The sequence below is a fragment of the Duganella sp. CF517 genome (genome assembly GCF_900110275.1).
GTDB lineage: Bacteria > Pseudomonadota > Gammaproteobacteria > Burkholderiales > Burkholderiaceae_D > Rugamonas.
The window spans coordinates 254,265-278,449 of record NZ_FODC01000006.1 but is presented as its reverse complement, the minus strand read 5'-3'; the positions used below and the strand labels follow the sequence as shown (position 1 = coordinate 278,449).

At 65.2% G+C, this 24,185-nt stretch carries 20 protein-coding genes and 1 pseudogene; 12 read left to right on the top strand and 9 right to left on the bottom strand.

All coding sequences use genetic code 11. The features are described from left to right. Nucleotides 1-44 precede the first annotated feature (44 nt). From BMX85_RS23395 to BMX85_RS23385, 3 genes are all read left to right on the top strand, one after another. Nucleotides 45-2,393, top strand: a complete 2,349-nt coding sequence (locus tag BMX85_RS23395) for a Tex family protein (RefSeq protein ID WP_090324761.1) — start codon at nt 45-47, stop codon at nt 2,391-2,393. Between the two features lie 174 nt (nt 2,394-2,567). Continuing rightward, complete coding sequence (grxD, locus tag BMX85_RS23390) at nt 2,568-2,879, top strand: Grx4 family monothiol glutaredoxin (RefSeq protein ID WP_020703833.1); 312 nt, start codon at nt 2,568-2,570, stop codon at nt 2,877-2,879. Then, nucleotides 2,872-3,489 carry a UbiX family flavin prenyltransferase gene (locus tag BMX85_RS23385; protein ID WP_090324457.1) on the top strand — a complete coding sequence of 206 codons (618 nt, stop codon included), beginning with the start codon at nt 2,872-2,874 and terminating at the stop codon, nt 3,487-3,489. Before grxD ends, BMX85_RS23385 begins: the two co-directional genes overlap by 8 nt. On the opposite strand, the gene BMX85_RS30590 is transcribed toward BMX85_RS23385, so the two are convergent. Beyond that, the gene (locus BMX85_RS30590) at nt 3,486-3,656 is read right to left on the bottom strand and encodes a hypothetical protein (RefSeq protein ID WP_218147399.1); all 171 of its coding nucleotides are present in this window, start codon (nt 3,654-3,656) and stop codon (nt 3,486-3,488) included. The genes BMX85_RS23385 and BMX85_RS30590 overlap by 4 nt on opposite strands. 245 nt (nt 3,657-3,901) lie before the next feature. Next, the gene (locus BMX85_RS23380) at nt 3,902-4,309 is read right to left on the bottom strand and encodes a hypothetical protein (protein WP_090324454.1); all 408 of its coding nucleotides are present in this window, start codon (nt 4,307-4,309) and stop codon (nt 3,902-3,904) included. A gap of 387 nt (nt 4,310-4,696) precedes the next feature. On the opposite strand from BMX85_RS23380, the gene BMX85_RS23375 reads away from it, so the two are divergent. From BMX85_RS23375 to BMX85_RS23350, 6 genes are all read left to right on the top strand, one after another. Next, the gene (locus BMX85_RS23375; protein WP_090324451.1) at nt 4,697-5,095 is read left to right on the top strand and encodes a MerR family transcriptional regulator; all 399 of its coding nucleotides are present in this window, start codon (nt 4,697-4,699) and stop codon (nt 5,093-5,095) included. A 108-nt stretch (nt 5,096-5,203) separates the two neighbouring features. After that, on the top strand, nt 5,204-6,388 hold the full coding sequence (locus BMX85_RS23370) for an isovaleryl-CoA dehydrogenase (protein ID WP_090324448.1): 1,185 nt from the start codon (nt 5,204-5,206) through the stop codon (nt 6,386-6,388). A 64-nt stretch (nt 6,389-6,452) separates the two neighbouring features. Next, a complete protein-coding gene (gene aceK, locus BMX85_RS23365; RefSeq protein ID WP_090324445.1) occupies nt 6,453-8,288 on the top strand; it encodes a bifunctional isocitrate dehydrogenase kinase/phosphatase in 1,836 nt (611 codons plus the stop codon). After that, nucleotides 8,281-9,489, top strand: a complete 1,209-nt coding sequence (locus BMX85_RS23360) for an acetyl-CoA C-acyltransferase (protein WP_090324442.1) — start codon at nt 8,281-8,283, stop codon at nt 9,487-9,489. Before aceK ends, BMX85_RS23360 begins: the two co-directional genes overlap by 8 nt. A 3-nt stretch (nt 9,490-9,492) precedes the next feature. After that, entirely contained in the window at nt 9,493-10,161 is a 669-nt protein-coding gene (locus BMX85_RS23355) for an SDR family oxidoreductase (protein ID WP_090324439.1), read from the top strand. A 64-nt stretch (nt 10,162-10,225) separates the two neighbouring features. Continuing rightward, nucleotides 10,226-11,353 (top strand): acyl-CoA dehydrogenase family protein, encoded by a 1,128-nt coding sequence (locus BMX85_RS23350; RefSeq protein WP_090324436.1) that lies wholly within the window; start codon nt 10,226-10,228, stop codon nt 11,351-11,353. Between the two features lie 457 nt (nt 11,354-11,810). On the opposite strand, the gene BMX85_RS23345 is transcribed toward BMX85_RS23350, so the two are convergent. Continuing rightward, nucleotides 11,811-12,728 (bottom strand): YihY/virulence factor BrkB family protein, encoded by a 918-nt coding sequence (locus BMX85_RS23345; RefSeq protein WP_090324433.1) that lies wholly within the window; start codon nt 12,726-12,728, stop codon nt 11,811-11,813. 21 nt (nt 12,729-12,749) lie between these two features. Beyond that, entirely contained in the window at nt 12,750-14,510 is a 1,761-nt protein-coding gene (locus tag BMX85_RS23340; protein WP_090324758.1) for an ABC transporter substrate-binding protein, read from the bottom strand. A gap of 107 nt (nt 14,511-14,617) precedes the next feature. Between BMX85_RS23340 and BMX85_RS23335 the strand changes: the two genes are divergently transcribed. Both BMX85_RS23335 and BMX85_RS23330 read left to right on the top strand, forming a co-directional pair. Further along, entirely contained in the window at nt 14,618-15,856 is a 1,239-nt protein-coding gene (locus BMX85_RS23335; RefSeq protein WP_090324431.1) for a nucleoside recognition domain-containing protein, read from the top strand. 10 nt (nt 15,857-15,866) lie between these two features. Continuing rightward, nucleotides 15,867-17,510 carry a D-alanyl-D-alanine carboxypeptidase/D-alanyl-D-alanine-endopeptidase gene (locus BMX85_RS23330; RefSeq protein ID WP_090324429.1) on the top strand — a complete coding sequence of 548 codons (1,644 nt, stop codon included), beginning with the start codon at nt 15,867-15,869 and terminating at the stop codon, nt 17,508-17,510. On the opposite strand, the gene BMX85_RS23325 is transcribed toward BMX85_RS23330, so the two are convergent. Continuing rightward, nucleotides 17,507-18,418, bottom strand: a complete 912-nt coding sequence (locus BMX85_RS23325; protein ID WP_229210641.1) for a LysR family transcriptional regulator — start codon at nt 18,416-18,418, stop codon at nt 17,507-17,509. The two genes, BMX85_RS23330 and BMX85_RS23325, sit on opposite strands and share 4 nt — an antisense overlap. Nucleotides 18,419-18,527: 109 nt before the next feature. Between BMX85_RS23325 and BMX85_RS23320 the strand changes: the two genes are divergently transcribed. Next, nucleotides 18,528-19,505: an aldo/keto reductase gene (locus BMX85_RS23320; protein ID WP_090324427.1), complete on the top strand. Its 978-nt coding sequence runs from the start codon at nt 18,528-18,530 to the stop codon at nt 19,503-19,505. A 310-nt stretch (nt 19,506-19,815) separates the two neighbouring features. Here BMX85_RS23320 and BMX85_RS23315 read toward each other — a convergent pair whose 3' ends face one another. From BMX85_RS23315 to BMX85_RS23300, 4 genes and pseudogenes are all read right to left on the bottom strand, one after another. Beyond that, on the bottom strand, nt 19,816-20,427 hold the full coding sequence (locus BMX85_RS23315) for a M15 family metallopeptidase (protein WP_090324424.1): 612 nt from the start codon (nt 20,425-20,427) through the stop codon (nt 19,816-19,818). A 344-nt stretch (nt 20,428-20,771) separates the two neighbouring features. Then, nucleotides 20,772-21,548: pseudogene (locus BMX85_RS23310) on the bottom strand (N-acetylmuramoyl-L-alanine amidase); the annotation flags it as partial. Nucleotides 21,549-21,567: 19 nt separating this feature from the next. Next, on the bottom strand, nt 21,568-22,467 hold the full coding sequence (locus BMX85_RS23305; protein WP_090324418.1) for an N-acetylglucosamine kinase: 900 nt from the start codon (nt 22,465-22,467) through the stop codon (nt 21,568-21,570). A gap of 2 nt (nt 22,468-22,469) precedes the next feature. After that, entirely contained in the window at nt 22,470-24,149 is a 1,680-nt protein-coding gene (locus tag BMX85_RS23300) for a glycoside hydrolase family 10-like protein (RefSeq protein WP_090324415.1), read from the bottom strand. Nucleotides 24,150-24,185 lie beyond the last annotated feature (36 nt).

The window sequence follows — 24,185 nt, the reverse complement described above, 5'->3', positions numbered from 1 at the left end:
CGATTGCGTATCATTCCGGGCTTGACCGCTAAGGAATGACCCACATGCTGCCTTCCATCGAACAACGCCTCGCCCTCGAACTTGCCGCTAAACCGGTCCAGGTCGCCGCCGCCATCGCCCTGCTGGACGAAGGCGCCACCGTGCCCTTCATCGCCCGTTACCGCAAGGAAGCCACCGGCGGCCTCGACGACATTCAATTGCGTCTGCTCGAAGAGCGCCTGCGCTACCTGCGCGAGCTGGAAGACCGCCGCGCCGCCATCGTCGCCTCCATCACCGAACAGAACAAGATGACGCCGGCCTTATTAGATGCTGTCATGCATGCGGAAGACAAGACCCGGTTGGAAGACTTATATCTTCCGTACAAACAAAAACGCCGCACCAAAGCGCAAATCGCCATCGAAGCGGGCCTCGCGCCGCTGGCCGACAGCCTGCTGGCCAACCCCGAACTGACTCCCGAAACGGAAGCCACCCGCTTCCTGCGCGAACCGTTCTCCACCGCCGACGGCAACAATGCGGGCGTGGCCGACACCAAGGCCGCGCTCGACGGCGCCCGCCAAATCCTGATGGAGCGCTTCGCCGAGGACGCCACGTTGCTGCAATCGTTGCGCGAGTACGTACAAGAGCATGGCATCGTTGAATCGAAGGTTATTGAAGGAAAGCAAGACGAAGGCGAAAAATTCGCCGATTACTTCGATTATTCGGAGACGATCGGCACCGTGCCGTCGCACCGCGCGCTGGCGCTGATGCGCGGGCGCCGCGAAGGCATCCTCGACGTCACCCTGCGGCTCGACACCGAAGCCGAGAAACCGAAATGGGACGCGCCGCACAACCCGTGCGAAGGCCGCATCGCCGCCCGCTTCGGCATCAAGAACCAGGGCCGCGCGGCCGACAAATGGCTGGCCGACACGGCGCGCTGGACCTGGCGCGTGAAAAGCTTCATGCACCTGGAAACCGAATTGATGGGCGCGCTGCGCGAGCGTTCCGAGCTCGACGCGATCAACGTCTTCGCCACCAATTTGAAAGCCCTGCTGCTGGCCGCGCCGGCCGGCCAGCGCGCCACCATGGGCCTGGACCCGGGCCTGCGCACCGGCGTCAAGGTGGCGGTGGTCGACGCCACCGGCAAGGTGGTCGACACGGCCGTCATCTATCCGCACCAGCCGAAGAACGACTGGGACGGTTCGCTGCACACCCTGGGCCGCCTGGCCGCCAAGCACAACGTCTCGCTGATTTCGATCGGCAACGGCACCGCCTCGCGCGAAACCGACAAGCTGGCGCAGGACTTGATCAAGCAGCATCCGGATCAAAAGATGACCAAGATCGTCGTCTCGGAGGCGGGCGCGTCGGTGTATTCGGCGTCCGAATTCGCCTCGCGCGAGCTGCCGGACATGGACGTGTCGCTGCGCGGCGCCGTCTCGATCGCGCGCCGCCTGCAGGACCCGCTGGCCGAGCTGGTCAAGATCGACCCGAAATCGATCGGCGTCGGCCAGTACCAGCACGACGTCTCGCAAACCCAGCTGGCGCGCTCGCTCGACGCCGTCGTCGAGGATTGCGTGAATGCCGTCGGCGTGGACGTCAACACCGCGTCGGCGCCGCTGCTGGCGCGCGTGTCGGGGCTGTCGACGTCGGTGGCGCAGGCCATCGTCTCGTACCGCGACGTCAAGGGCGCCTTCGCCTCGCGCGCCGCGCTCAAGTCGGTGCCGCGGCTGGGCGACAAGACCTTCGAACAGGCGGCCGGCTTCCTGCGCGTGATGGGCGGCGAAAATCCGCTGGACGCCTCGGCGGTGCACCCGGAATCGTACCCGCTGGTCGAGAAAATCCTCGGCGACATCAGGAAAGACATCAAGGCCGTCATCGGCGAGACCGCGTTGATCAAGTCGCTCAACCCGGCCAAGTATGCCGACGACAAGTTCGGCGTGCCGACCATCAGCGATATTTTGAAGGAGCTGGAAAAGCCGGGCCGCGATCCGCGTCCGGAATTCACCACCGCCACCTTCAAGGACGGCGTCGAGGAGATCCGCGACCTGCGTCCCGATATGATCCTCGAGGGCGTGGTCACCAACGTCGCCGCGTTCGGCGCCTTCGTCGACATCGGCGTGCACCAGGACGGCCTGGTGCATATCTCCGCCCTGTCGAACACCTTCGTCAAAGACCCGCACACGGTGGTCAAGGCCGGCCAGGTGGTCAAGGTAAAGGTGCTGGAAGTGGACGAAAAGCGCAAGCGCATCGCCTTGACGATGCGCCTGACCGACAGCGCCCCGCAAGCCGGCGCGCAGCCGCAGCAGCGTAGCGACCGCACCGACCGCAAGAGCATGGGCCAGCACCAGAAGCAAACCGCCCGCGCCGAGCCGATCGGCGGCAGCATGGCGGCCGCCTTCGCCAAACTGCGCGGCTAAACCCCGGGGGTCAGGTCCGACATTCGGACATTTTTGAACTTTTGCCAACCAAAAAAGTTCGACAAAATCAGGATTTGTCCGAATGTCGGACCTGACCCCGTGGGTTGTCGGTACGCGGGGGCCGCATTTCTTATAAAATGTGCGCACCTAATACTTATTTACACTGAGGCAGCTATGAGCGACGTACAAACCTGGATCAAAGAAACCGTGACCGCCACCCCGGTGGTGCTGTTCATGAAGGGCACCGCCCAGTTCCCGCAATGCGGCTTCTCCGGCCGCGCCATCCAGATCCTGAAAGCCTGCGGCGTCGAAAACATCGCCACCGTCAACGTGCTGGAAGATCCGGAAGTGCGCCAAGGCATCAAGGACTACTCGAACTGGCCGACCATTCCGCAGCTCTACGTCAAAGGCGAGTTCATCGGCGGTTCGGACATCATGAACGAGATGTTCGAGTCCGGCGAGCTGAAAGCGCTGCTGGATGCCTGACCGCCCGCGGCGGATCATTATCGCCATCACCGGCGCCACCGGCGCCGTGTATGGTGTGCGTCTGCTGCAACATTTGCAACACACCGCCAACGTCGAGACGCACCTGATCGTCTCCGACGCGGCCGTCCTCACCCTGCACCAGGAAACCGGCCTGCAGCGCAAGGAAGTGGAATCGTACGCGCACGTGGTGCACAAGGTGCGCGACGTCGGCGCCTCGATCGCCAGCGGCTCGTTCCAGTCGGACGGCATGATCGTCGCGCCCTGCTCGATGAAGACCCTGGCGTCGGTGGCGCACGGCCTGTCGGACAACCTGATCGCGCGCGCGGCCGACGTGGTGCTCAAGGAGCGCCGCCGGCTGGTGCTGATGGTGAGGGAAACGCCGTTCAATCTCGCGCACTTGCGCAACATGACGGCGGTGACGGAGATGGGCGGTATTATCTACCCGCCGCTGCCGGGCTTTTATCACAACCCGCAAAGCATTGCGGAGATGGTGGACCACACCGTCGGCCGTGTCATCGACCTGTTCGGCATCGAGCACACGCTGGCCCCGCGCTGGACCGGCATGAAACCGGCCAGCCCGTCCAACGACCATGGTGCCGGTCCGGCCTAGCGCTTATCGAACTGCGATCCGCTGGCGCGTTTCAAATCCCTGGCTTCCTCCACCATGCGGCGGTGGGCGATGCGCTTGCGCATCACCTCGGCATGCTGGGCGGCGGTCATCGGCGGGACGGTCATCAAATCTTTTAGCTGCGCGACATTGCTGTAGTTACTTTTCATAGGACGGCTCAAAAGCTTGGCTCCGAAGTAAATGCTGCGGTTCAGCGGCGCTGACTCCCCATTGTGCCTGAAATCCATGTCGAAACGATGACAATTCGCAAAGGCGCTCAAAATAAAAAGTCACTACTTCAAATACACTTTTTCCGAACAAAAACCGGTGAAATCATGAAACTAGTTTCACGCCGCATCCACACCCAACGCCGTCACAACTGGTCGACATCGCTCCATACCAGTACTTAAAATGACTACTTTTGGTAGTTAACGCGTACCAGCATGCGAATAAATTCACGGGCGATTTGCCGGTGATGCTCGTCCAGGCGCTGTAGATCGGCAATGAGTTTGACGTCGACCGACTCGAAGCGCGACACGCCGCCGCCATTGTCGCCGGCCGGGGCGCCCGCCTCGGCGCCGCCGAAGCGCAGCCACTCGGCGGGCACACCCAACCACTGCGCGATCATGCGCAGCTTTTCCTGGGTCGGGATGGCCTCGCCCACCAGCCATTTGCGCGCCGCGTGGACTGTGATCGGTCTGCCATCAAACCGAATATTAAATTCCCGGGCCAGCCGCGTGGGGCTGTCCGGCGAGTAGTGTGCGTTCTTAAGAGCCTGCTGCAAGCGCTGGCTAAAGCTTTCGCGTTCATTGGAAGAGTTCATAAGTGCACTATTTCACGTTGCGTCATGAAAGTCAGTCGCTTGAAAACGTGCGCTGAAGGTGACGTGATGGGATGTCGAAATTGGCATTCTATCCTCTGTAAGTGCGGATGCCGGCAAGCACCCAGACCAAATTATGTTCGGTCGCGTGCTGCAAAAGAGGCAACATCTTGCCCTCTCTTTTGGGAGATGCTGAAGTTGTAAATTTTACCACTATTTGGCCGGTGGCGACCAGACCACTTTTGCGCGGAAGCGTATGATGCCGCCGCCCCCCGATCGGCGTCGCACGATACCTGCGCGCCACAATCGGTGCCGGGCGCGCGCCAGGCGCGCTACAATATCCATGACGTTGACGTAAACGGAAATCGAACACCTACCGCCCTGAGCCCGATGCCTACCTATACCATTACCGAACTGGCCCGTGAATTCGACATCACGGCGCGCGCCATCCGCTTCTACGAGGACCAGGGCTTGCTGAGCCCGTCCCGCGAGGGCGCCGGCGGCCGCAGCCGCGTCTACACGCCGCGCGACCGCACCCGCCTCAAGCTGACCTTGCGCGGCAAGCGCCTGGGCCTGTCGCTGTCCGAAATCAAGAGCCTGGTCGACATGTACGAAACGCCCAAGGACACCAGCGCCCAGATGAACCGCTTCCTCGGCGTGCTGGCGCAGCACCGCCAGACGCTGGAACAGCAGCGCGAGGACATCGAGTTGTCGCTGGCCGAGATCACCGCGCACGAGGACGAATGCAAACGCCTGCTGGCGGCCCAGGAAGAAGCCAAAACGGCCTGAAGACGCCGAGTGATGACGATACCGGACGTCGTGCATGCTTTACGTTTACGTAAACGTCACTCCAAGGTATGATGACCGTTCAAATCAAACCAGAACAATGAGGATGACATGCTCCATCTCCCAGGCCTGACCTTTGACCACGGCGAAGACATCGCCGCCCTGCGCGAAGCCGTGCAACAGTTCGCCGCCGCCGAGATCGCCCCGCGCGCGGCCGAAATCGATCGCAGCGACCAGTTCCCGATGGACCTGTGGCGCAAGATGGGCGAGCTGGGCGTGCTCGGCATCACCGTCGGCGAGGAATACGGCGGCGCCAACATGGGCTACCTGGCCCACATCGTGGCGATGGAGGAAATCTCGCGCGCATCGGCCTCGGTCGGCCTGTCGTACGGCGCCCACTCGAACCTGTGCGTCAACCAGATCAAGCGCAACGGCACCGAGGAGCAAAAACAAAAATACCTGCCGAAGCTGATCTCGGGCGAGTACGTCGGCGCGCTGGCGATGTCCGAGCCCAACGCCGGTTCCGACGTCGTCAGCATGAAGCTGCGCGCCGACTTCAAGGGCGACCGCTGGGTGCTCAACGGCACCAAGATGTGGATCACCAACGGTCCCGACGCCGACGTGCTGGTGGTCTACGCCAAGAGCGACCTCGACGCCGGCGCCAAGGGCATGACCGCCTTCCTGATCGAAAAAGGCTACAAGGGTTTCTCGGTGGCGCAAAAGCTCGACAAGCTGGGCATGCGCGGCTCGCACACGGGCGAGCTGGTGTTCGAGGATTGCGAAGTGCCGGTCGAGAACGTGCTCGGCGGCCTGGGCAAGGGCGTCAACGTCTTGATGTCGGGGCTGGACTTCGAGCGCACCGTGCTGTCCGGCGGTCCGCTGGGCATCATGCAGGCATGCATGGACGCGGTCGTACCGTACATCCACGACCGCAAACAGTTCGGCCAGGCGATCGGCGAATTCCAGCTGATGCAGGGTAAGCTCGCCGATATGTACTCGACCATGATGGCGTGCAAGGCCTATGTGTACGCGGTCGGCCAGGCCTGCGACCGCGCCGCCACGCCGGAGGCGGTGCGCCAGCTGCGCAAGGACGCCGCCGGCGCCATCCTGTACAGCGCCGAGAAGGCGACCTGGATGGCCGGCGAGGCGATCCAGACGCTGGGCGGCAACGGCTACATCAACGAGTATCCGGTCGGCCGCCTGTGGCGCGACGCCAAGTTGTACGAAATCGGCGCCGGCACCAGCGAAATCCGCCGCATGCTGATCGGCCGCGAACTGTTCGCGGAAACCCGCTAAGCACCAGGTGCGCGTTGGCCGGTGAAGAAGTTCAGTTCAGTCAACGCGTAAGGTGAGGGCGACCATGACCCAGGCTGCATTCCCAAAACTGCTGCGCTCGCAGATCGCGTTCGACATCGCGCGCACGATCCGCGACGGCTTCGACAAGCACTACCGCCTGTTCCGCCAGACCAGCCGGCAGGCCAAGGCGCATTTCGAGCGCGGCGCCTGGGGCGCGGCGCAGCAGGCCGCGCGCGAGCGGATCGACTTCTACGACCGCCGCGTGCAGGAGTGCGTGCAGGCGCTGGAGGACGAGTACAGCCAGTCCGACCTGACCGACGAGGTCTGGCGCGAGCTCAAGCTGCACTACATCGGCATGCTGTCCGACCACAAGCAGCCGGAGCTGGCGGAAACCTTCTTCAACTCGGTCTGCTGCAACATCCTGCACCGCAGCTACTTCCACAACGAATTCATCTTCGTGCGGCCGGTGGTCTCGACCGAATACATCGAGACCGAGGAAGCGGCGCCGACCTACCGCGTCTACTATCCCGGCACCGACGGCTTGCACGCCACGCTTACGCGCATCGTCACCAACTTCGAGCTCGACGCCGGGTTCGAGAACCTGGCGCGCGACATTGAGCAGGTGGAGGCGCGCTTGCAAGACCTGTTCGGCGCCGGCAGGACCGAGCCGAACAACCAGATCCAGGTGCTGTCGAGCCTGTTCTTCCGCAACAAGGGCGCCTATATCGTCGGCAAGGGCATCAACGGCAACAAGGAGTATCCGTTCGTCGTGCCGATCCTGCACAACCGCCACGGCGAACTGATACTCGACACCGTGCTGTTCGACCAGGAACTGATCACGATCTTGTTCTCGTTCACGCGCGCCTACTTCCTGGTGGACATGGAGGTGCCGTCGGCCTATGTGCAATTCCTGCGCACTTTGCTGCCGCGCAAGCCGCGCAGCGAGATCTACACCATCCTCGGGCTGCAAAAGCAGGGCAAGACCTTGTTCTACCGCGACTACCTGCAGCACCTGAAACATTCGTCGGACCGGTTCGCGATCGCGCCCGGCATCAAGGGGCTGGTGATGCTGGTGTTCGCGCTGCCGTCGTTCCCCTATGTGTTCAAGGTCATCAAGGATTTTTATCCGCCGCCCAAGGACACCACGCGCGCGCTGATCAAGGAAAAATACCTGCTGGTCAAGCACCACGACCGCGTCGGCCGCATGGCCGACACGCTGGAGTATTCGAACGTCGCCTTTCCGCGCCAGCGCTTCACCGAGGAATTGATCGCCGAGTTGAAACAGTTCGCGCCGTCCCTATATGAGGAGGAGGGCGGGAAGATCATCATCAGGCACCTGTACATCGAGCGCCGCATGGTGCCGCTGAACATGTGGCTCGGCAACGCCGACAAGGACGGCAACGACGCCCAGCTCGAACACGGCATCCTCGAATACGGCAACGCCATCAAGGAGCTGGTCGCCGCCAATATCTTCCCCGGCGATATGCTGTACAAGAATTTCGGCGTCACCCGGCACCAGCGCATCGTGTTCTACGATTACGATGAGATCGAATACATCACCGACTGCAATTTCCGCGACATTCCGGAAGCGCGCAACGAGGAGGACGAGATGGCGTCGGAGCCGTGGTATCCGATCGGCAGGCACGACGTGTTCCCCGAGCAGTTCGGCCGCTTCCTGCTGGGCAACGCCAAGATCCGCAAGTATTTCATGAAACACCACGCCGACCTGCTGACGCGCGAATACTGGCAGGCGCGCAAGCAGCGCATCCTCGACGGCGTCGTCGAGGACGTCTATCCGTATCCGCAGCACATCCGGTTCTTCCACGAGAACCAGTCCAACATTGCGGCGGTATCGATCCCGGTGCCGCCACCCTTTATGGAGACTCTAGAAAATGAATGATCCAATTGTGATTGTCGGCGCCGCCCGCACCCCGATGGGCGCCTTCCAGGGCGACTTTTCCGGCAAGGCCGCGCACGACCTGGGCGCGGTGGCGATCGCCGCCGCCGTCGAACGCGCCGGCATCGACGGCAAGCTGGTCGAGCACGTCTACTTCGGCAACTGCCTGATGGCCGGCCAGGGCCAGGCGCCGGCGCGCCAGGCGTTGTTGAAAGCCGGCCTGCCGGCCTCGACCGGCGCCGTCACCCTGTCCAAGATGTGCGGCTCGGCGATGCAGGCCGCCATCTTCGCCCACGACCAGCTGGTCGCCGGCAGTGCCGACGTGGTGGTGGCCGGCGGCATGGAATCGATGACCAACGCGCCCTACCTGATTCCGAAGGCGCGCGGCGGTTACCGCATCGGCCACGGCATGATGTTCGACCACATGATGTACGACGGCCTCGAGGACGCCTATTCGCGCAACGAGAAGACCGGCGAAGGCCGCTCGATGGGCACGTTCGCCGAGGAATGCTCTGCCAAGTACGAGTTCACCCGCGAGGCGCAGGACAATTTCGCCATCGAGTCGGTCAAGCGCGCGCAGGCCGCCACCAGCGAAGGCTGGTTCAAATGGGAAATCGCGCCCGTCACCGTCACCAGCCGCGCCGGCGACACCGTCATCGACAAGGACGAGGGCCCGCTGAAGGCCAAGGTCGAAAAGATCCCGACCCTGCGCGCCGCGTTCAAGAAGGACGGCACCATCACCGCCGCGTCGTCGTCGTCGATCAACGACGGCGCCGCCGCGCTGGTGATGATGCGCGAATCGACCGCCAAGCAGCTGGGCGCGACCGTCATCGCCAAGATCCACGGCCACGCCACGTTCGCGCAGGAACCGAATCTGTTCACCACCGCCCCGATCGGCGCGGTGGAAAAGCTGTACAAGAAAATCGGCTGGGCCAGCAAGGACGTCGACCTGTTCGAGATCAACGAGGCCTTCGCCGCCGTGCCGATGGCCGCGATGCGCGACCTCGACATCCCGCACAGCAAGATCAACGTGCACGGCGGCGCCTGCGCGCTGGGCCACCCGATCGGCGCCTCGGGCGCGCGCATCATCGTCACCCTGATCGGCGCGCTCAAGCGCACCGGCGGCAAGAAGGGCGTGGCCGCGCTGTGCATCGGCGGCGGCGAGGCGACGGCCATGGCCATCGAGCTGGTGGGGGCGGAGTAAGCGATGGCGACCGCACTCATCATCGGCGCCTCGCGCGGCATCGGCCACGAACTGGTCAAACAATACCTGGCCGACGGCTGGCGCGTGATCGCCACCGCCCGCAAGGCCGAGGACTGCGCCGCGCTCGGCGCGCTGGGGGCCGAGCCGCACCAGCTCGACGTCACCAACGTCGAGGCCTGCGCCGGCATCGGCTGGAAGCTCGACGGCGAGGAGCTCAACGTCGCCATCTTGAACGCGGGCGTGTACGGCCCGCGCCACGACGGCTTCCCGCTGCAGACGGATTTCGATTCCGTGATGCACACCAACGTGCTGGCGGCGATGCGCCTGCTGCCGATCGTCGCGCCGATGGTGGGCGCCGCGCGCGGCAAGCTGGCGGTGCTATCGTCGAAGATGGGATCGCTAAGCGAGCGCAGCAGCGCCAGCGGCTCGCTGTACCGCGCCAGCAAGGCGGCGCTGAACTCGGTGCTGATCGACACCGCGCTGGTGTACGGCAAGCAGGGCGCCACCTGCGTCGCCTTCCATCCGGGCTGGGTGCGCACGGAAATGGGCGGCGACGGCGCCGACATCTCGGTCGAGGAAAGCGCCGGCGGCATCCGCGCCACGTTGGCCGCGCTGCCGGCGTCGGAGCGCGCCGTCTACCGCAACTACGACGGCAGCGGGATCGGCTGGTAAAGACCGGCGGGGACAGCGCGTCCCCGCATGGCAACGCGGTAAAAAACTATAAATAAGAGACGACATGATACTGACCGAAGAACACGAAATGATCCGCGACGCGCTGCGCACCTTCGCCCGGGAGCGCCTGGCGCCACAGGCCGCGCGCTGGGACCGGGAACACCATTTCCCGAAGGAGGAGCTGAAGGAACTGGCCGCGCTCGGCGCCTTCGGCGTCGCCGTGCCGGAAGCCCTGGGCGGCGCCGGCATGGACTACGTCTCGCTGGCGCTGGTGCTGGAGGAGATCGCGGCCGGCGACGGCGGCACGTCGACCATCATCTCGGTCAACAACTGCCCGGTGTGCAGCATCGCCATGATGTACGCCAACGACCGGCAAAAGGAACAGTGGCTGCGGCCGCTGGCGCAGGGCGACATGCTGGGCGCCTTCTGCCTGACCGAACCGCACACCGGCAGCGACGCCGCCGCGCTGCGCACCACCGCCACGCGTGACGGCGGCGATTACGTCCTCAACGGCGTCAAGCAATTCATCACCAGCGGCAAGTACGCCGACGTCGCCATCGTGCTGGCGGTGACGGACAAGGCCGCCGGCAAGAAAGGCATCAGCGCGTTCTGGGTGCCGACGTCGACGCCGGGCTACACCGTCGCCGGGCTGGAGCAGAAGATGGGGCAGCACTCGTCGGACACGGCGCAGATCCTGTTCGAAAACTGCCGCATCCCGGCCGAGAACCTGATCGGCGAAGAAGGCCAGGGCTACAAGATCGCGCTGTCGGGGCTGGAGGGCGGGCGCATCGGCATCGCCTCGCAAGCGGTCGGCATGGCGCGCGCCGCGTACGAAGCGGCGCTGGCATACGCGCGCGAGCGGGAGAGCTTCGGCAAGCCGATCTTCGAGCACCAGGCGGTGCAATTCCGGCTGGCCGACATGGCCACCCAAATCGAAGCGGCGCGCCAGTTGATCCGTCACGCCGCCGCGATGAAGGACGCCGGCCTGCCATGTCTGAAAGAGGCGGCGATGGCCAAGCTGTTCGCCTCCGAGATGGCCGAAAAAGTCTGCTCGGACGCCATCCAGGTGCACGGCGGCTACGGCTACGTCTCCGACTTCCCGGTCGAGCGCATCTACCGCGACGTGCGCGTCTGCCAAATCTACGAAGGCACCAGCGACATCCAAAAACTGCTGATCGCCCGCGCGCTCTAACCCCGGGGTCAAGTCTGTCATTCGGACACGAACTGAAGTACTGTGTAGAAGGGCTCGTGTCCGAATGACAGACTTGACCCCCGTAGTTTGTAGAAGGGCTCGTGTCTGAATGACAGACTTGACCCCCGTAGTTTAGGAAAACGCGGACGAAAAAAAAGCCCGTATCTCAACGGGCTTCGTTCCAATGTATTACCAATGCTTTAATCGTGCCGTCGTCCAGTGCTATCTGCAAAGTGACTTCAGCGTTTCTCGGACGCCCATGCTATCTGCGTGGTGCCTCCAACGTGTAAAACGACCAATGTATTCGAAACTACAATTCCAGGTAGCGCCAGTTGTGATCCGCTCTTACACATATCGGATGACGGCGCCTGCCTCGGACGTGGGACTGAACGCTTGGAAACCAAGAGAACCTCAACCACGAACGTAGTGTAACACAGATGTTTGTGCGACGCACAAATTATTTCATCTCTGTCGCTTCCGTGCTCAGCGGCGTCGGATTGCGGCGCGGCTTGTGGCGGCAGGCCCGTTCGAACTCGGAAATCACCTGGGCGCCGAACAGCAGCAACGTGGCGCCGATCTCCAGGCTGAACATGACGATGATGGCCGTCGTCATCGAGCCGTACACCACGTTCACCTGCGATAACGTCGAGAAGTACCAGACCAGGATGTGGCGCGCCAGTTCCCACAGCAGCGCGGCCGTCACGCCGCCGATCAGGGCGTGCGACAGCGACAGCCTGCCCACCGGCATCACCAGGTAGATGGCCGTGAGCACCAGCACTTCGCCGCCCAGCCCCAGCATGTACAGCAGCGCGCCGGACACGCCCTCGAGCGACCAGTCGTAGCCGAACAGGCGCACGCTTTCCTCGCCCATCACTTGCAGGCTGCCCGCCACCAGGGTCACCAGCAGCATGCCCACGCCCAGCGACAGGATGAAGCAGTACGGCATGATCGCCGAGATCAGAAACCGCCGCCGCTTGATCTCGACCCGGTGCTTGAAGATGACCGACATGGCGTTCTCCAGCACCGTGAAGGCCAGCGAACTGAAGAAGATCATGCTGACCAGCAGCACGCCGCCCACCACGTCGCGGTGTTCGAGGAAATGTCCCACCTCGTCAACGATCGGTTTCGATTGTCCCGGTACCAGATAGTTCAAATAACGGCCTACCGTATCCAGCAACACATCCTGGTCGATGACGTGCGACAGCGCCACCACCACCAGCATCAGCAGCGGGACGATCGATAGCAACGAGTAATAGGCCACCGCGCCCGCCAGCAGCAGGCCTTGATTGGCGCGAAAGCCCTTGAGGCATTGCACCAGGAAGTCCATGGGGTGCATGAGCACGTAGGCCAGGCCCCGGCGATTGAGAAATTTCATTGATCCATTCTACGCGGCCGCTCAGCGCCGGGTATGTGCGTCTACGTCCAGATAACGCCAGTTGGTGAATTCCACCGGGTGGCGCGTGTAATTTCTGAGCCATGGCTGCCGCACATCGGCGGAAATCGGATGCGTCAGCAGCACCCATGGCGTGTACGCGTGAATAATCTGCGCCATTTCATCATACAGCCTGGTGCGCGCCGGCGAGTCTCCCATCGTGCGGGTTTGCTCGTAGCGCTGATTGTAGGCGGGCAGGTTGAAGCGGGCGTAATTGGGCCCCGCCTTGTTCGGGCCGTACAGCAGTTGGTAGAAATTGTCGCCGTCGGGGAAGTCGGCCACCCAGTTGGTTTCGAACATCATCACCGTGCCCAGGCGCGAGGCCTTGATGATCTCGGTCTTCTTGTCGCCCTTGAAGGTGACGCGGAGGCCGATCGCGTTCAGGTTCTTGCGCCACAGCTCGTCGCGCAGGCGGCCGACCATCGACGGTTCGGTGTGCATGACCAGGGTCAGCGGCTTGCCGTCGGGCAGGGTGCGCAAGCCGCCCGGGCCTTTGTTATAGCCGTGGCGGTCCAGCAGCGCGTTGGCCAGCGCCGGATCGTAGCCGACCGGGCTGCGGTAGGCCGGATCGTAGCCCAGCACGTTCGGCGGCAGCGGCGTCTCGGCGCGCAGCGCCAGGCCCTTCTTCATCTGGGCGATGTCCTCGGCGCTGTTGTAGCTGAGCGCGATGGCGCGGCGCAGCGCCACCTTGTCCTTGCCGTAGCCGCCGATCAGCGGGTCTTCCATGTTCATCCACATGTAATAGGTTTGCAGCACGGGGAAGGGCGACAGCACCAGCCCCTTGCGCGCCAGCTCCGGCTTCAGCGTCGGTTGGGCGTCGCCGGTGAGCACCATTTCCTTCATCGATTCGGGCAACTGTTCGAGGAAATCGAATTCGCCGTTCAAAAAACCCAGCACGCGCGACTGGTATTCCTCCATGATCTTGATGTCGACCCGGTCCACCAGCGGCAGGCGCCGGCCCTGGAAGAACATCGGCCGGAAGTCGCGGTTGGCCAGCAGCGAGATCTGGTCGCTGCGCTTCCAGGTGCCGATCTTGAACGGCCCGGTGCCGACCGGGTGGTTGCCGACCTGCACGCCGTACGCCTCGACCACCTCGCGCGCCACCACGCCGGTGGCCGGGATCGCCAGATAAAACAGGAAGTTGGGATCGGCGGCGTTGAGCCGGATGCGCAGGGTGAACTTGTCCACCGCCTGCAGGCCGGCGATGTCGCCGTCGTAGCCGAAGCGGGCCTTGAGCGCGGCGTCGCCGACGATTTTGCCTTCCAGCAGGAAGCTCCACGGCGATTTGAGCGCGGGATCGTACAGCCGCTTGAGGCTGTAGACGTAATCGTGCGCCGTCACTTGCCGGCGCGCGCCCTGGAACGCCGGGTCGTCCGTGAAATAGACGTCCTGGCGCAAGTGGAAGGTGTAGGTCCGGCCGTCGTCCGCGACGCTCGGCATCGCCGCCAGCGTGTTGGCCTGCAGTTTGACCGGCCGGGCCAGATAGTCGTAGCGCAGCAGCGGATCGAACAGGTTTTCCAGCAGGCTGAGGCTGGCGATGTCGGAGGCGACCGCCGGATCGAGGCCGGTCTCGCCGGTGCTCAGGAAGGCGCGCAGGACCTTGGGCGCCGACGCGGTCTGCGTGGTGTGCGCTTCGGCGGTCACCGCGGCGCAAGGCAAGCTTCCGAGCCCGCTCCCCAGCCCGACCACCAGCGCCAGCACGGCGGCTGCATAACTTTTCAGCATGGCATCCATTTCACATCGCATACGTAAAGCGGCAGCTTATAACTTTTTCCGCGTGGCGACCCGCTATACTTTGCCTGTCGCCCACAGTTTCAAGAAAAATCGAACATATGTCGCTCAATTACATCTGGTCTGGCTTCTTCCTCGTCGGGTTCGCCGCCGCGCTGGCGCAGTACCTGTTCATGGGCGACACGGAAATTTTCAAGCGCATCATCGACGGCACGTTCGAATCGGCCAAGAGCGGCGTGATGGACATCGCGCTGCCGCTGGCCGGCGTCATGACGTTGTGGCTCGGCATCATGAATATCGGCGAGAAGGCCGGCGCCGTCAACCTGCTCGCGCGCATCATCGCGCCGTTCTTCTCGCGCATCTTTCCGGGCGTGCCGAAGGAGCATCCGGCCACCGGCCACATGCTGATGAATTTCTCGGCCAACCTGCTCGGCCTGGACAACGCGGCCACGCCGTTCGGCCTGAAGGCGATGGAAAGCCTGCAAACACTCAACCCCAGCAAGGACGAGCCGACCGACGCCCAGATCATGTTCCTGGTGCTGCACACGTCCGGCCTGACCCTGATCCCGGTGGCGATCATGGCGCAGCGCTCGATCCTCGGCGCGGCCGACCCGTCCGACATCTTCATTCCGTGCATGATCGCCACCTATGTGGCCACCGTCACCGGCCTGATCGCCGTGGCGATCCGCCAGCGCATCAACCTGTTCGACCGCGTGGTGCTGAGCTGGCTCGGCTGCAGCACCGCCGCCATCGCCGCGCTGATCTGGTATTTCACGCAGGTGCTCACGCGCCCCGAGATCGAACTGTTCTCCAAGGTCTTCAGCAACCTGATCCTGATGGGCGTCATCGGCGGCTTCATCATCGGCGCGCTGTGGAAGAAGGTCAACGTCTACGAAGCCTTCATCGAGGGCGCCAAGGGCGGCATCCAGACCTCGCTGACGGTGATCCCGTATCTGGTCGGCATGCTGGTGGCCATCAGCGTGATCCGCAACGCCGGCCTGTTCGGCTTTGTCGTCGACGGCTTCAGCTGGCTGTTCGGCGCGCTCGGCTTCAACACCGACTTCGTGCCGGCGCTGCCGACCGCGCTGATGAAGCCGCTCAGCGGCAGCGGCTCGAAGGCGATGATGATCGACGCCATGCAAACCTATGGCGTCGACTCGTTCGTCGGCCGCCTCGCGTGCGTGTTCCAGGGCTCGGCCGACACCACCTTCTACATCGTCGCGCTGTACTTCGGCTCGGTCGGCATCCGCAAGACGCGCTACGCGATCTCGTGCGGGCTGATCGCCGACTTCGCCGGCGTCATCGCCGCCATCGCGGTGGCCTACATCTTCTTCCACTGAACGGATCGCCATGCTTCGTCGCCTTCTCCTTGCCGCGCTGGCCAGCCTCGCAGCGGCCGGCGCCGCCCACGCCACCGAGTTGCCGGAGCCGGTCGCGCGGCTGATGCGCGCGGCGCAGATCCCGCCCGAGGCCGCCGGCGTGCTGGTGCTGCGCGGCGACGCCACGTTGGTGTCGCACAACCCGCGGCAAATCATGCAGCCGGCGTCGACGGTCAAGCTGTTCACCACCATGACGGCGCTCGAGCAACTGGGGCCGGTGTTTCGCGGCCGCACCGAAATGCTCAGCAGCGCGCCCGTCGTCGACGGCGTGCTGCAGGGTGACCTGATCCTGCGCGGCGGCGCCGACGGCGACTTCAACGAGGACGTGCTGGGCCACATGCTGCAGGCGCTGCGCAACCAGGGCATCAAGGCCATCAAGGGCGACGTCGTGCTCGACCGGCAATTGTTCCAGCCGGCGCGGCCCGACATCGGCCTGCCGCCGTTCGACGAATATCCGTGGGCCTACTACAACGTCTTGCCGAACGCGCTGCTGATCAACACCAACCTGCTGAAGGTGGAAATGCGCTCGGTCGGCGGCAAGCTGTCGCTGGCGATGATGCCGCCGATGGACAAGGTCGGCGTGCGCTCGGAAATGGCGGCCAGCGACGCGCCGTGCCCGGCGTGGGAAAACGGCTGGCGCGAGCCCGGCGTCGCGCGCGACGGCGACCAGATCGACGTGGTGCTGCACGGCAGCTTCCCGAGGGATTGCGTCAAATCGATCAGCGTCAACGTGCTCGACCCGCACGACTATCTGGAGCGCCTGCTGCGCGCCACGTGGAGCCGGCTCGGCGGCAAGCTGGGCGGCCAGGTGCGCGAAGCGCAAGCGCCGACGCCGCCGTCCTTGCCCGCCCCGGCCGTCAACGCCGACACCGACGCCACCGCCGCCAGCGCGACACCCACCGCGCCGCCGGCCGCGTCGACGGCGTCCGGCTCGTCCGGCTCGTCCGCCACCGCGCCGGTGCTGCGCCTGCTGGCCGAGCATGTCTCGCGGCCGCTGCCCGAAACGCTGCGCGACATCCACAAGAACTCCGACAACACGCTGGCCGGCGCGCTGTTCCTCAGCCTGGGCAGCCTGGAGGCGGACCCGATGCTGGGCAGCCGTCCGCTGCCGCCGGACGCCGCCTACCCCACCACCGCCGCGCGCGCCGACGCCGCCATCCGCGCCTGGCTGCGGCAACGCGGCATCGACGACACCGGGCTGGTCATCGACAACGGCTCCGGCCTGTCGCGCCTGGCCCGCGCCACGCCGGCGCAGGTGGCCGGCGTGCTGCAGGCGGGACTGCATAGCCTGTGGATGCCCGAGTTCCTCGCCAGCCTGCCGATCGCGGCCACCGACGGCACCATGCGCCGGCGCCTCAAGGACAGCCCGGCCGCGATGCGCGCGCGCATCAAGACCGGCACCCTGAAGGGCGTGATCGCCGTCGCCGGCTATGTGCAGGACGCCGCCAACCAGCCGGTCATCGTGGTCGCCATGCTCAACGACGAGCGCGTCGCCAACGGCGCCGGCCGCGCCGTGCTCGACGCGCTGATCGACTGGGTGGCCCGCTCCGGCGCGCCCGCCATCCCTGCCGTCCCTGCCGCCCCTGCCGTCCCTGCCGCCCCTGCCGCCCCCTAGGCGCCGAGCGCGCCTTCGGCCACCAGGTAATCGATCATGGCCCGCACCTTCAGCGCCAGGTGCGGGCCGGGCATGTAGACCGCGTGCACGGTGCCGGCGTACGGCTCGTCGAACGTCCAGTCCGCCAATATCCGCACCGCCCGCCCCTGTGACAACGCCGCGCGCGCGGTGAAGTCCGGCACCAGGCCGATGCCACCGCCCGCCTCCACCACCGCCATCAATGCCGCGCTGTTGTTGATCGTCAAGCGCGACGGCACGCGGATGCTGACGATCTCCGCTTCGCCCGGCCCCTCACGGCGCATGGTCCAGGCGGCGCCGAAACGGGCGTAGCCCAGATAGTTGCATCGATGCCCGGGCAGCTCGTGCGGCGTGGCCGGCGTCCCGTGCGCGGCCGAATATTGCGGCGACGCCACCAGCACATAGCGCATCGGCCCCAGCGGCCGCGCGGCCAGTCCCGGCGCCAGATCGGCCGAAATGCGGATCGCCAGGTCGATGCCCTCCTCGATCAGATCGACATTGCGGTCCACCAGCGACAGGCGCACGTCGACCTCCGGGTAGCGGTCCAGAAACGCCGGCAGCAGGGGCGCCAGCCACAGCTGCCCCAGCACCACCGGCGCGCTGATGCGCACCACGCCGTTGGGCCGCGCGCTGTAGCTGCCGGCCAGCGAGTGGATCTCGCGCGCCGTGTTCACCATGCGGACGCAGGCGGTGTGCACCTGCTCGCCCAGTTCCGTCAGGGAGACCGAGCGCGTGGTCCGCTGCAACAACCGGCCGCCGATAAAGGCCTCCAGCCGCGACACGTGGCGGCTGACGGCCGATGTCGTCAGGCCAAGATGGCGCGCGGCGGCAGAAAACCCGCCGCTGTCGACCACCTGCGCGAAGACCGCCATTTCCTTCAGCATTTCCATTTGAACACCCTACCGTTGCACTAGCTTCAATAATGCTTTGCATTTTAAGCCGATTGTGTATTTTTTAGATGGTGGCATACTGAATCGTAGCTATCGACAAGGAGTCATCATGAAACAACGCACTTTGGGCAGCCAGGGTTTAACGGTCTCGGCACAGGGGCTCGGCTGCATGGGCATGAGCAACACCTACGGCCCGGCCGACCAGACCGAGGCGGTCGCCACCTTGCACCGCGCGATCGATCTCGGCGTCAACTTCTTCGACACCGCCGAGCAATACGGCCCCTACGACAACGAAGCGCTGCTGGGCCGCGCCTTCGCCGGACGTCGCGGCGAAGTCATCCTCGCGACCAAGTTCGGCTTCGACATCCGCGACGGCAAAACCGTCGGCGTCACCAGCGACCCGGCCGGCATCCGCGCCAAGGTCGAAGGCTCGCTGCGCCGGCTCAACACCGACTACATCGATTTGCTGTACCAGCACCGCATCGATCCGCTGGTGCCGGTGGAGGACGTGGTCGGCGTGATGGCCGAACTGGTGAAGGAGGGCAAGGTGCGCTATCTCGGATTGTCCGAGGCGGGCGTGGCCAACATCCGCCGCGCGCACGCGGTGCACCCGATCAGCGCGGTGCAGAGCGAGTATTCGCTGTGGGAGCGCAACCTGGAGGCGGACGTGATCCCGGCGCTGCGCGTGCTGGGCATCGGACTGGTGGCGTTCAGTCCGCTGGGACGGGGCTTCCTGGCGGGCAGCGCCAAGCGCGCCGAGGAATATCCGGAGAGCGACTTCCGCCATCTGGACCCGCGTCTGCAAGGGGAGAATTTCGACCGCAACATGCGGGCGGCGGCCATCGTGCGCGAGCGGGCCGACGCGCGCGGCGTCACGCCGGGGCAGATCGCGCTGGCGTGGGCGATGCACAAGGGCGACGACATCGTGACTATACCGGGCACGCGCCGCCGCACCTATCTAGAACAAAACGTGGCGGCCGCCGAAGTCGCGCTCGACGTTCGCGAGATGGACATACTCGACAACGCGTTGAAGCAGGTCGCCGGGCCGCGCTATAGCAAGGAGCGGATGGCGATGGTGGACCGGTAAATTGGGCGTGAAGGATTGCGGCGGGAAGGCGAGTCTTTAAAAAAGCCGGATTTACTAAATCCTACTAATCCTCTCTAATCTTTACTACTGCGCGCTAACTCATACTAAATCGCTAGGGGCACAGCTAAAACCTGCTAACGCATCAAGACAGCTAAAAAAATAGTATCGATTAGCGCGTTTTAGTGTGTGAAAAGTTAGCGAATAGTGCGAAATAGTGCGAAATAGTGATGAATATCGAGTAGTAGTAAGAGATAGTAGGTTTTAGTAAAAGTCGAAAAAAGTGGCTCCCTCCCTCAATGCCCGTGTCGTTTTACAAGACGCGCGCGTAGTCGCGCCTCACCAGCAACCGATCACCGCAATCAAAGTGCCACCACTCGCTATTGATGCCGACGAAGCCAGCCTGAAACATCGCGTCGCGCAGCCCGCAGCGATTTTCTATTTGCTGAGCCACCAGTTCGCCGCGCGCCAGCATCTCCGCCTCCTTGGCCGGATGCGAGCGCTCGCTTAAATCGTCGAAACCGGTCCCCATGTCCAGCTCGCGTCCTTGCGCATCGAGCAGCGTGACGTCCAGCGCCATGCCGAACGAGTGAATCGAACCGCGCGTGGGTTCGGCGATATAGCCGAGCAGATCGGTGCCTTGCAGCGCTTGCCACAGCTGCTCCTGCACCCGTTGCGGACGCAGGGCGTCGAGCACCAAAACCGTGTAATCCGGGCGGTGCGCACGCAGCCAGGCGACAGCCCGCTCGAGCGCGGCCGCCGCATCCTGATGCAGGAAGCCGCAGTCCAGCGGCGAGTAAAGATCCCGGCCGACAAAATTATCCGGCGTTGCGTAGCGCAAGTCGACGGCGATGCCGTCGATGCTGGACAGCCGGCGGAATTCAGGGTGGCTGGCAATCGTTTCGCAATAGATGGGAGACGTCATGCCGGCACCCGGAATTATTGCGACTCGACCGGCTCGGTGGCCGGCACTGGCTTAACTTCAACCGGCGGCTGCGGCGCGGCCGGCAAGGTGGGCATCGGCGCCGATGCAGGCGCCGACGGTGTCAGCGTCAGCGGCGCGGAACCCGGGGCCGGCGGCGCGGCCGTCACCGGTGCGGACACGGACGGCGACGGCGTCACCGGCATCCCGGCAGCCGGCGCCGGCGGAATTACCGGAGCCGGCCGCACCAACACCGGCGCGGTCGGCATCGGCGGCGTCGGCGTCCGCGCTGTGCTGCTGACCGCGGCGCCCGGCACACCCGGCGGCAGCGGACTGGTCAACACATCCAGTATCGCCGCCGTCTCCGCATCCGGCGTGCCGTCGAACAGCGACTGCCGATACTTCGACTGGAACACCGAGAGCACATTGCGCGTCGCCTGGTCGAACTGGCCCGTCTGCGGCACCGCGTAGCCATGCTGCGCCAGCTTGAGCTGGAACCACAGCACATCCGGCAACTGCTGCTGATAGCCCGGCAGGCGCGCGGCCACGCGGCTCGGCTCCGGCCATGCGATCAGCCCGGCGTCGGCCAGCTGCTTCCACGGGAACAGCGGCCCCGGGTCCTGCTTGCGCTGCGGCGCGATGTCGTTGTGGCCGAGAATATTCTCCGGCTTGATGCCGTGGCGCTGGACGATATCCTTGAGCAGCAAAATCAACTGGTCGATCTGCGCCTGCTTGAACGGATACCACACCCGCCCCTCGGGCGTGTCGGTGAAGCCGCGATTGACGATCTCGATGCCGACCGACGCCGAATTGAGCTGGTTATAAATCTTCCAGCTGCTGATGCCGGCGTGGTTCGACTGCCGCGACTCGTCGACCAGCGCGTAGAAGAACGGCTGCTCGGTGTCGGTCAGCAGGTAGTGCGCGCTGACATCCTGCTGCGTCAGGGTCTTGATCGAGCGCGGCAGGTCCGACACCGTGTAGTGAATGATGATGTACTTGACCCTGTCGCTCTGCCCGCGCGACGTCAGGCTGCGGTCGATGCGCGGCTCGGACGGCGGCACGCTGGCGCAACCGGCCAGCAACGCCATCAGGGTGGACAAAACGGTCAACGGTACGATCTTCATGGGCAGCCTCGGCAGCGAATCAATTAGGTGAGTTTAGAGCAATACGGGCGGCCGCGTGGTGCGCTTGTGCGGCGCGCTGCGTCAGCGACAAGCCCGCCGGCAGCGCCGCGCGCATCGTCTGCGCGATCAGCGGATGCAAGGTGGCGGCGCGTCCGGCCAGCACAATGGGGCGCGGCCCGTGGCGGCGCACCAGCGCCAGCGCGATGCGCGCCAGTTCGCGGCCGGCCTGTTCGATGATGCCGCGCGCGACCGGGTCGGCGTCGGCGCTGGCGGCGACGGCCAGCGCCAGCCGTCCGATCGCGCCACGCTCCTGGCCATACATGAACTGGCGCGACAAGGCCCAGTCGCTGCCGCCGACATGGTCGAACACGGCGCGCGCCATGGCCGAACGTTGCCACGCGCCGGGCTCCTCGTCCTCCAGGCGCCAGATGTGGCGCATCGCTTCGCGCGCGATCCAGAAGCCGCCGCCGCCGTCGTCCAGGGTCACGCCGCGTCCGCCGGCGCGGTGGAAGCCGCCGTCGGCGTCGATCCAGGCCGCGATCGAGCCGGTGCCGGCGTACACCAGATACCCTTGGCCGGGCGAGAACGCGTCCAGATAGGCGATTTCGATATCGTTGCGGACGGTCACGGCGGCCGGCGCGACGTTGAGCAGCTCGGCCAGCCATTGCGCCGGCAGGACGGCGGCGCCGTCGAATCCGGTCACGCCCGCGCACACGGTCACGGGCCGGCCGGCGGCCAGCGCCCGCCCGGCCAACGTGGTGAAGACGGCGCGCACGGCGTCGCGGCCGGCGTCATTGCCCATCTGCGTGGCCGACATGCCGTCGACCGCGCCCTCGGCGACGATGAAGCCGGCCGCATCGGCCAGCGCCCAGCGGGTTTGCGTGCCGCCCGCGTCGATGCCGAGGCCCAGGCCGCCCATCGTCAGGCGCGCTTGTAGACGTTGACGCGCGCGCTTTCGTTGCCGAGCCGGTCGACCGCGCTGACGACCACCATCTCGGCCGCCTGTCCGGCCGCGTCGTCCGCCAGCAGCAGCACCGCGCGCGACGCCGGCGCGACGGCGAAGCGCCACTCGGCACCGTAGCGGCTCCAGATCGCGTAGTGCGTGACCGGCTTGCCGCCGCCGGCCGCCAGCCGCAAGCCCACACCCTGCGATTCGCGCTTGGCGGTGGCGCTCGGCGCGGCAGGAAGCTCAGCCCCCAGCCACGGCGTGGCCGGCGCCAGCGCGGGCGCCTGGTAGGTGCGCGCCTTGAGCTGGTCGGTGATGCCTTTGCGGTTCTCCATCAGCGCGGCGATGGAAAAGTGCAGGTGCCCGCGGGCGCCGGCGCGGCTGCGCGTGACGCCGATCTGCTTGACGATCTCCTCCGGCGCGAACGTCTTGGCGGTGTTGTCGATGCGGCTGGTGTACAGCCCCGGCCAGACGTGGCGCGCGCGCGTGTTCTGCGCCAGCCAGTAGTCGAGCAGCACGTCGAACGCCTGCGGCGCCTGCGCCACGGGCCAGTACAGCTGCGGCGCCAGATAGTCGAGCCAGCCGTTGTTGAGCCACAGCTCGGCGTCCGCGTACAGCTTGTCGTACTGGCTGAAGCCGACGATGCCGGCGGGGCGCCGGTCCGGCCGGCCGATGCCGAACGGGCTGATGCCAAAGCGCACCCAGCTTTTTTCCTTATGGATGCCGAGGTACAAGGCCTGGATCAGCGCATTGACGTTCTGGCGTCGCCAGTGCGGCCGGTCCAAGGTGCCGCCGCCGAGCAGATAGCGCTGCCACGACGGCTGGTCCGGGAATTCCAGTTCCTGCTTGCCGCCCGCGCCGCCGCCGTCCAGCGCCACGCCCTCGGGGCCGGCCGCGTTGGGCGTGTCGATCGGATACGGATAGAAATAATCGTCGATGTGCACGCCGTCGATGTCGTAGCGGCGCACCACGTCGAGGATGACGTCGAGCGTGCGCTGCGAGGCGGCCGACTCGCCCGGGTCCATCCACAGGTAGCGGCCGTAGGTCTTGACCGCCTCCGGGTTGGTGTTGGCGATGTGGTTGCGCGCCAGCGCCGACTTGGCCGTCGCGTGGCGCGCGCGGTAGGGGTTGAACCAGGCGTGCAGCTCGAGTCCGCGCGCGTGCGCCTGTTCGATCCAGAATTGCAGCGGATCGTAGCCGCCCTTGGGCGCGCGGCCCTGCTGGCCGGTCAGGAACTCCGACCACGGTTCGAGCTCGGACGGATAGATGGCGTCGGCGCTCGGGCGCACCTGCAGCACGATGGCGTTCAGGTTGAGCGCCTTGCAGCGCTCCAGGATGGCGACGGCCTCGGCCTGCTGCTTTTCGGAACTGAGGTTGCTGCGGCTGGGCCAGTCGATGTTGGCGACGGTCGACACCCAGGCGGCGCGGAACTCGCGCGGCGCCGGCGGCGGCAGGTTCGGATCGAACGGCGGCGGTGGCGCGGCGGCGCCGGGCTGGCGCGGCGTGCCGGGCGCAGGCGAGGGCGGCGGCAGGGCGCCGGAGTCGGCGCCGGGCGCGCTTGGCGTGCTGGAACACCCGTCCAGCAGCGCCGCCATGACGCCGGCCACGCCGGCGGTCAAGGTCAGCCGTTTCTTTGCATTAAAAACCAAAACCATTCCCCGATACAGTTGAGCCTTCTATTGTAAAGCCGG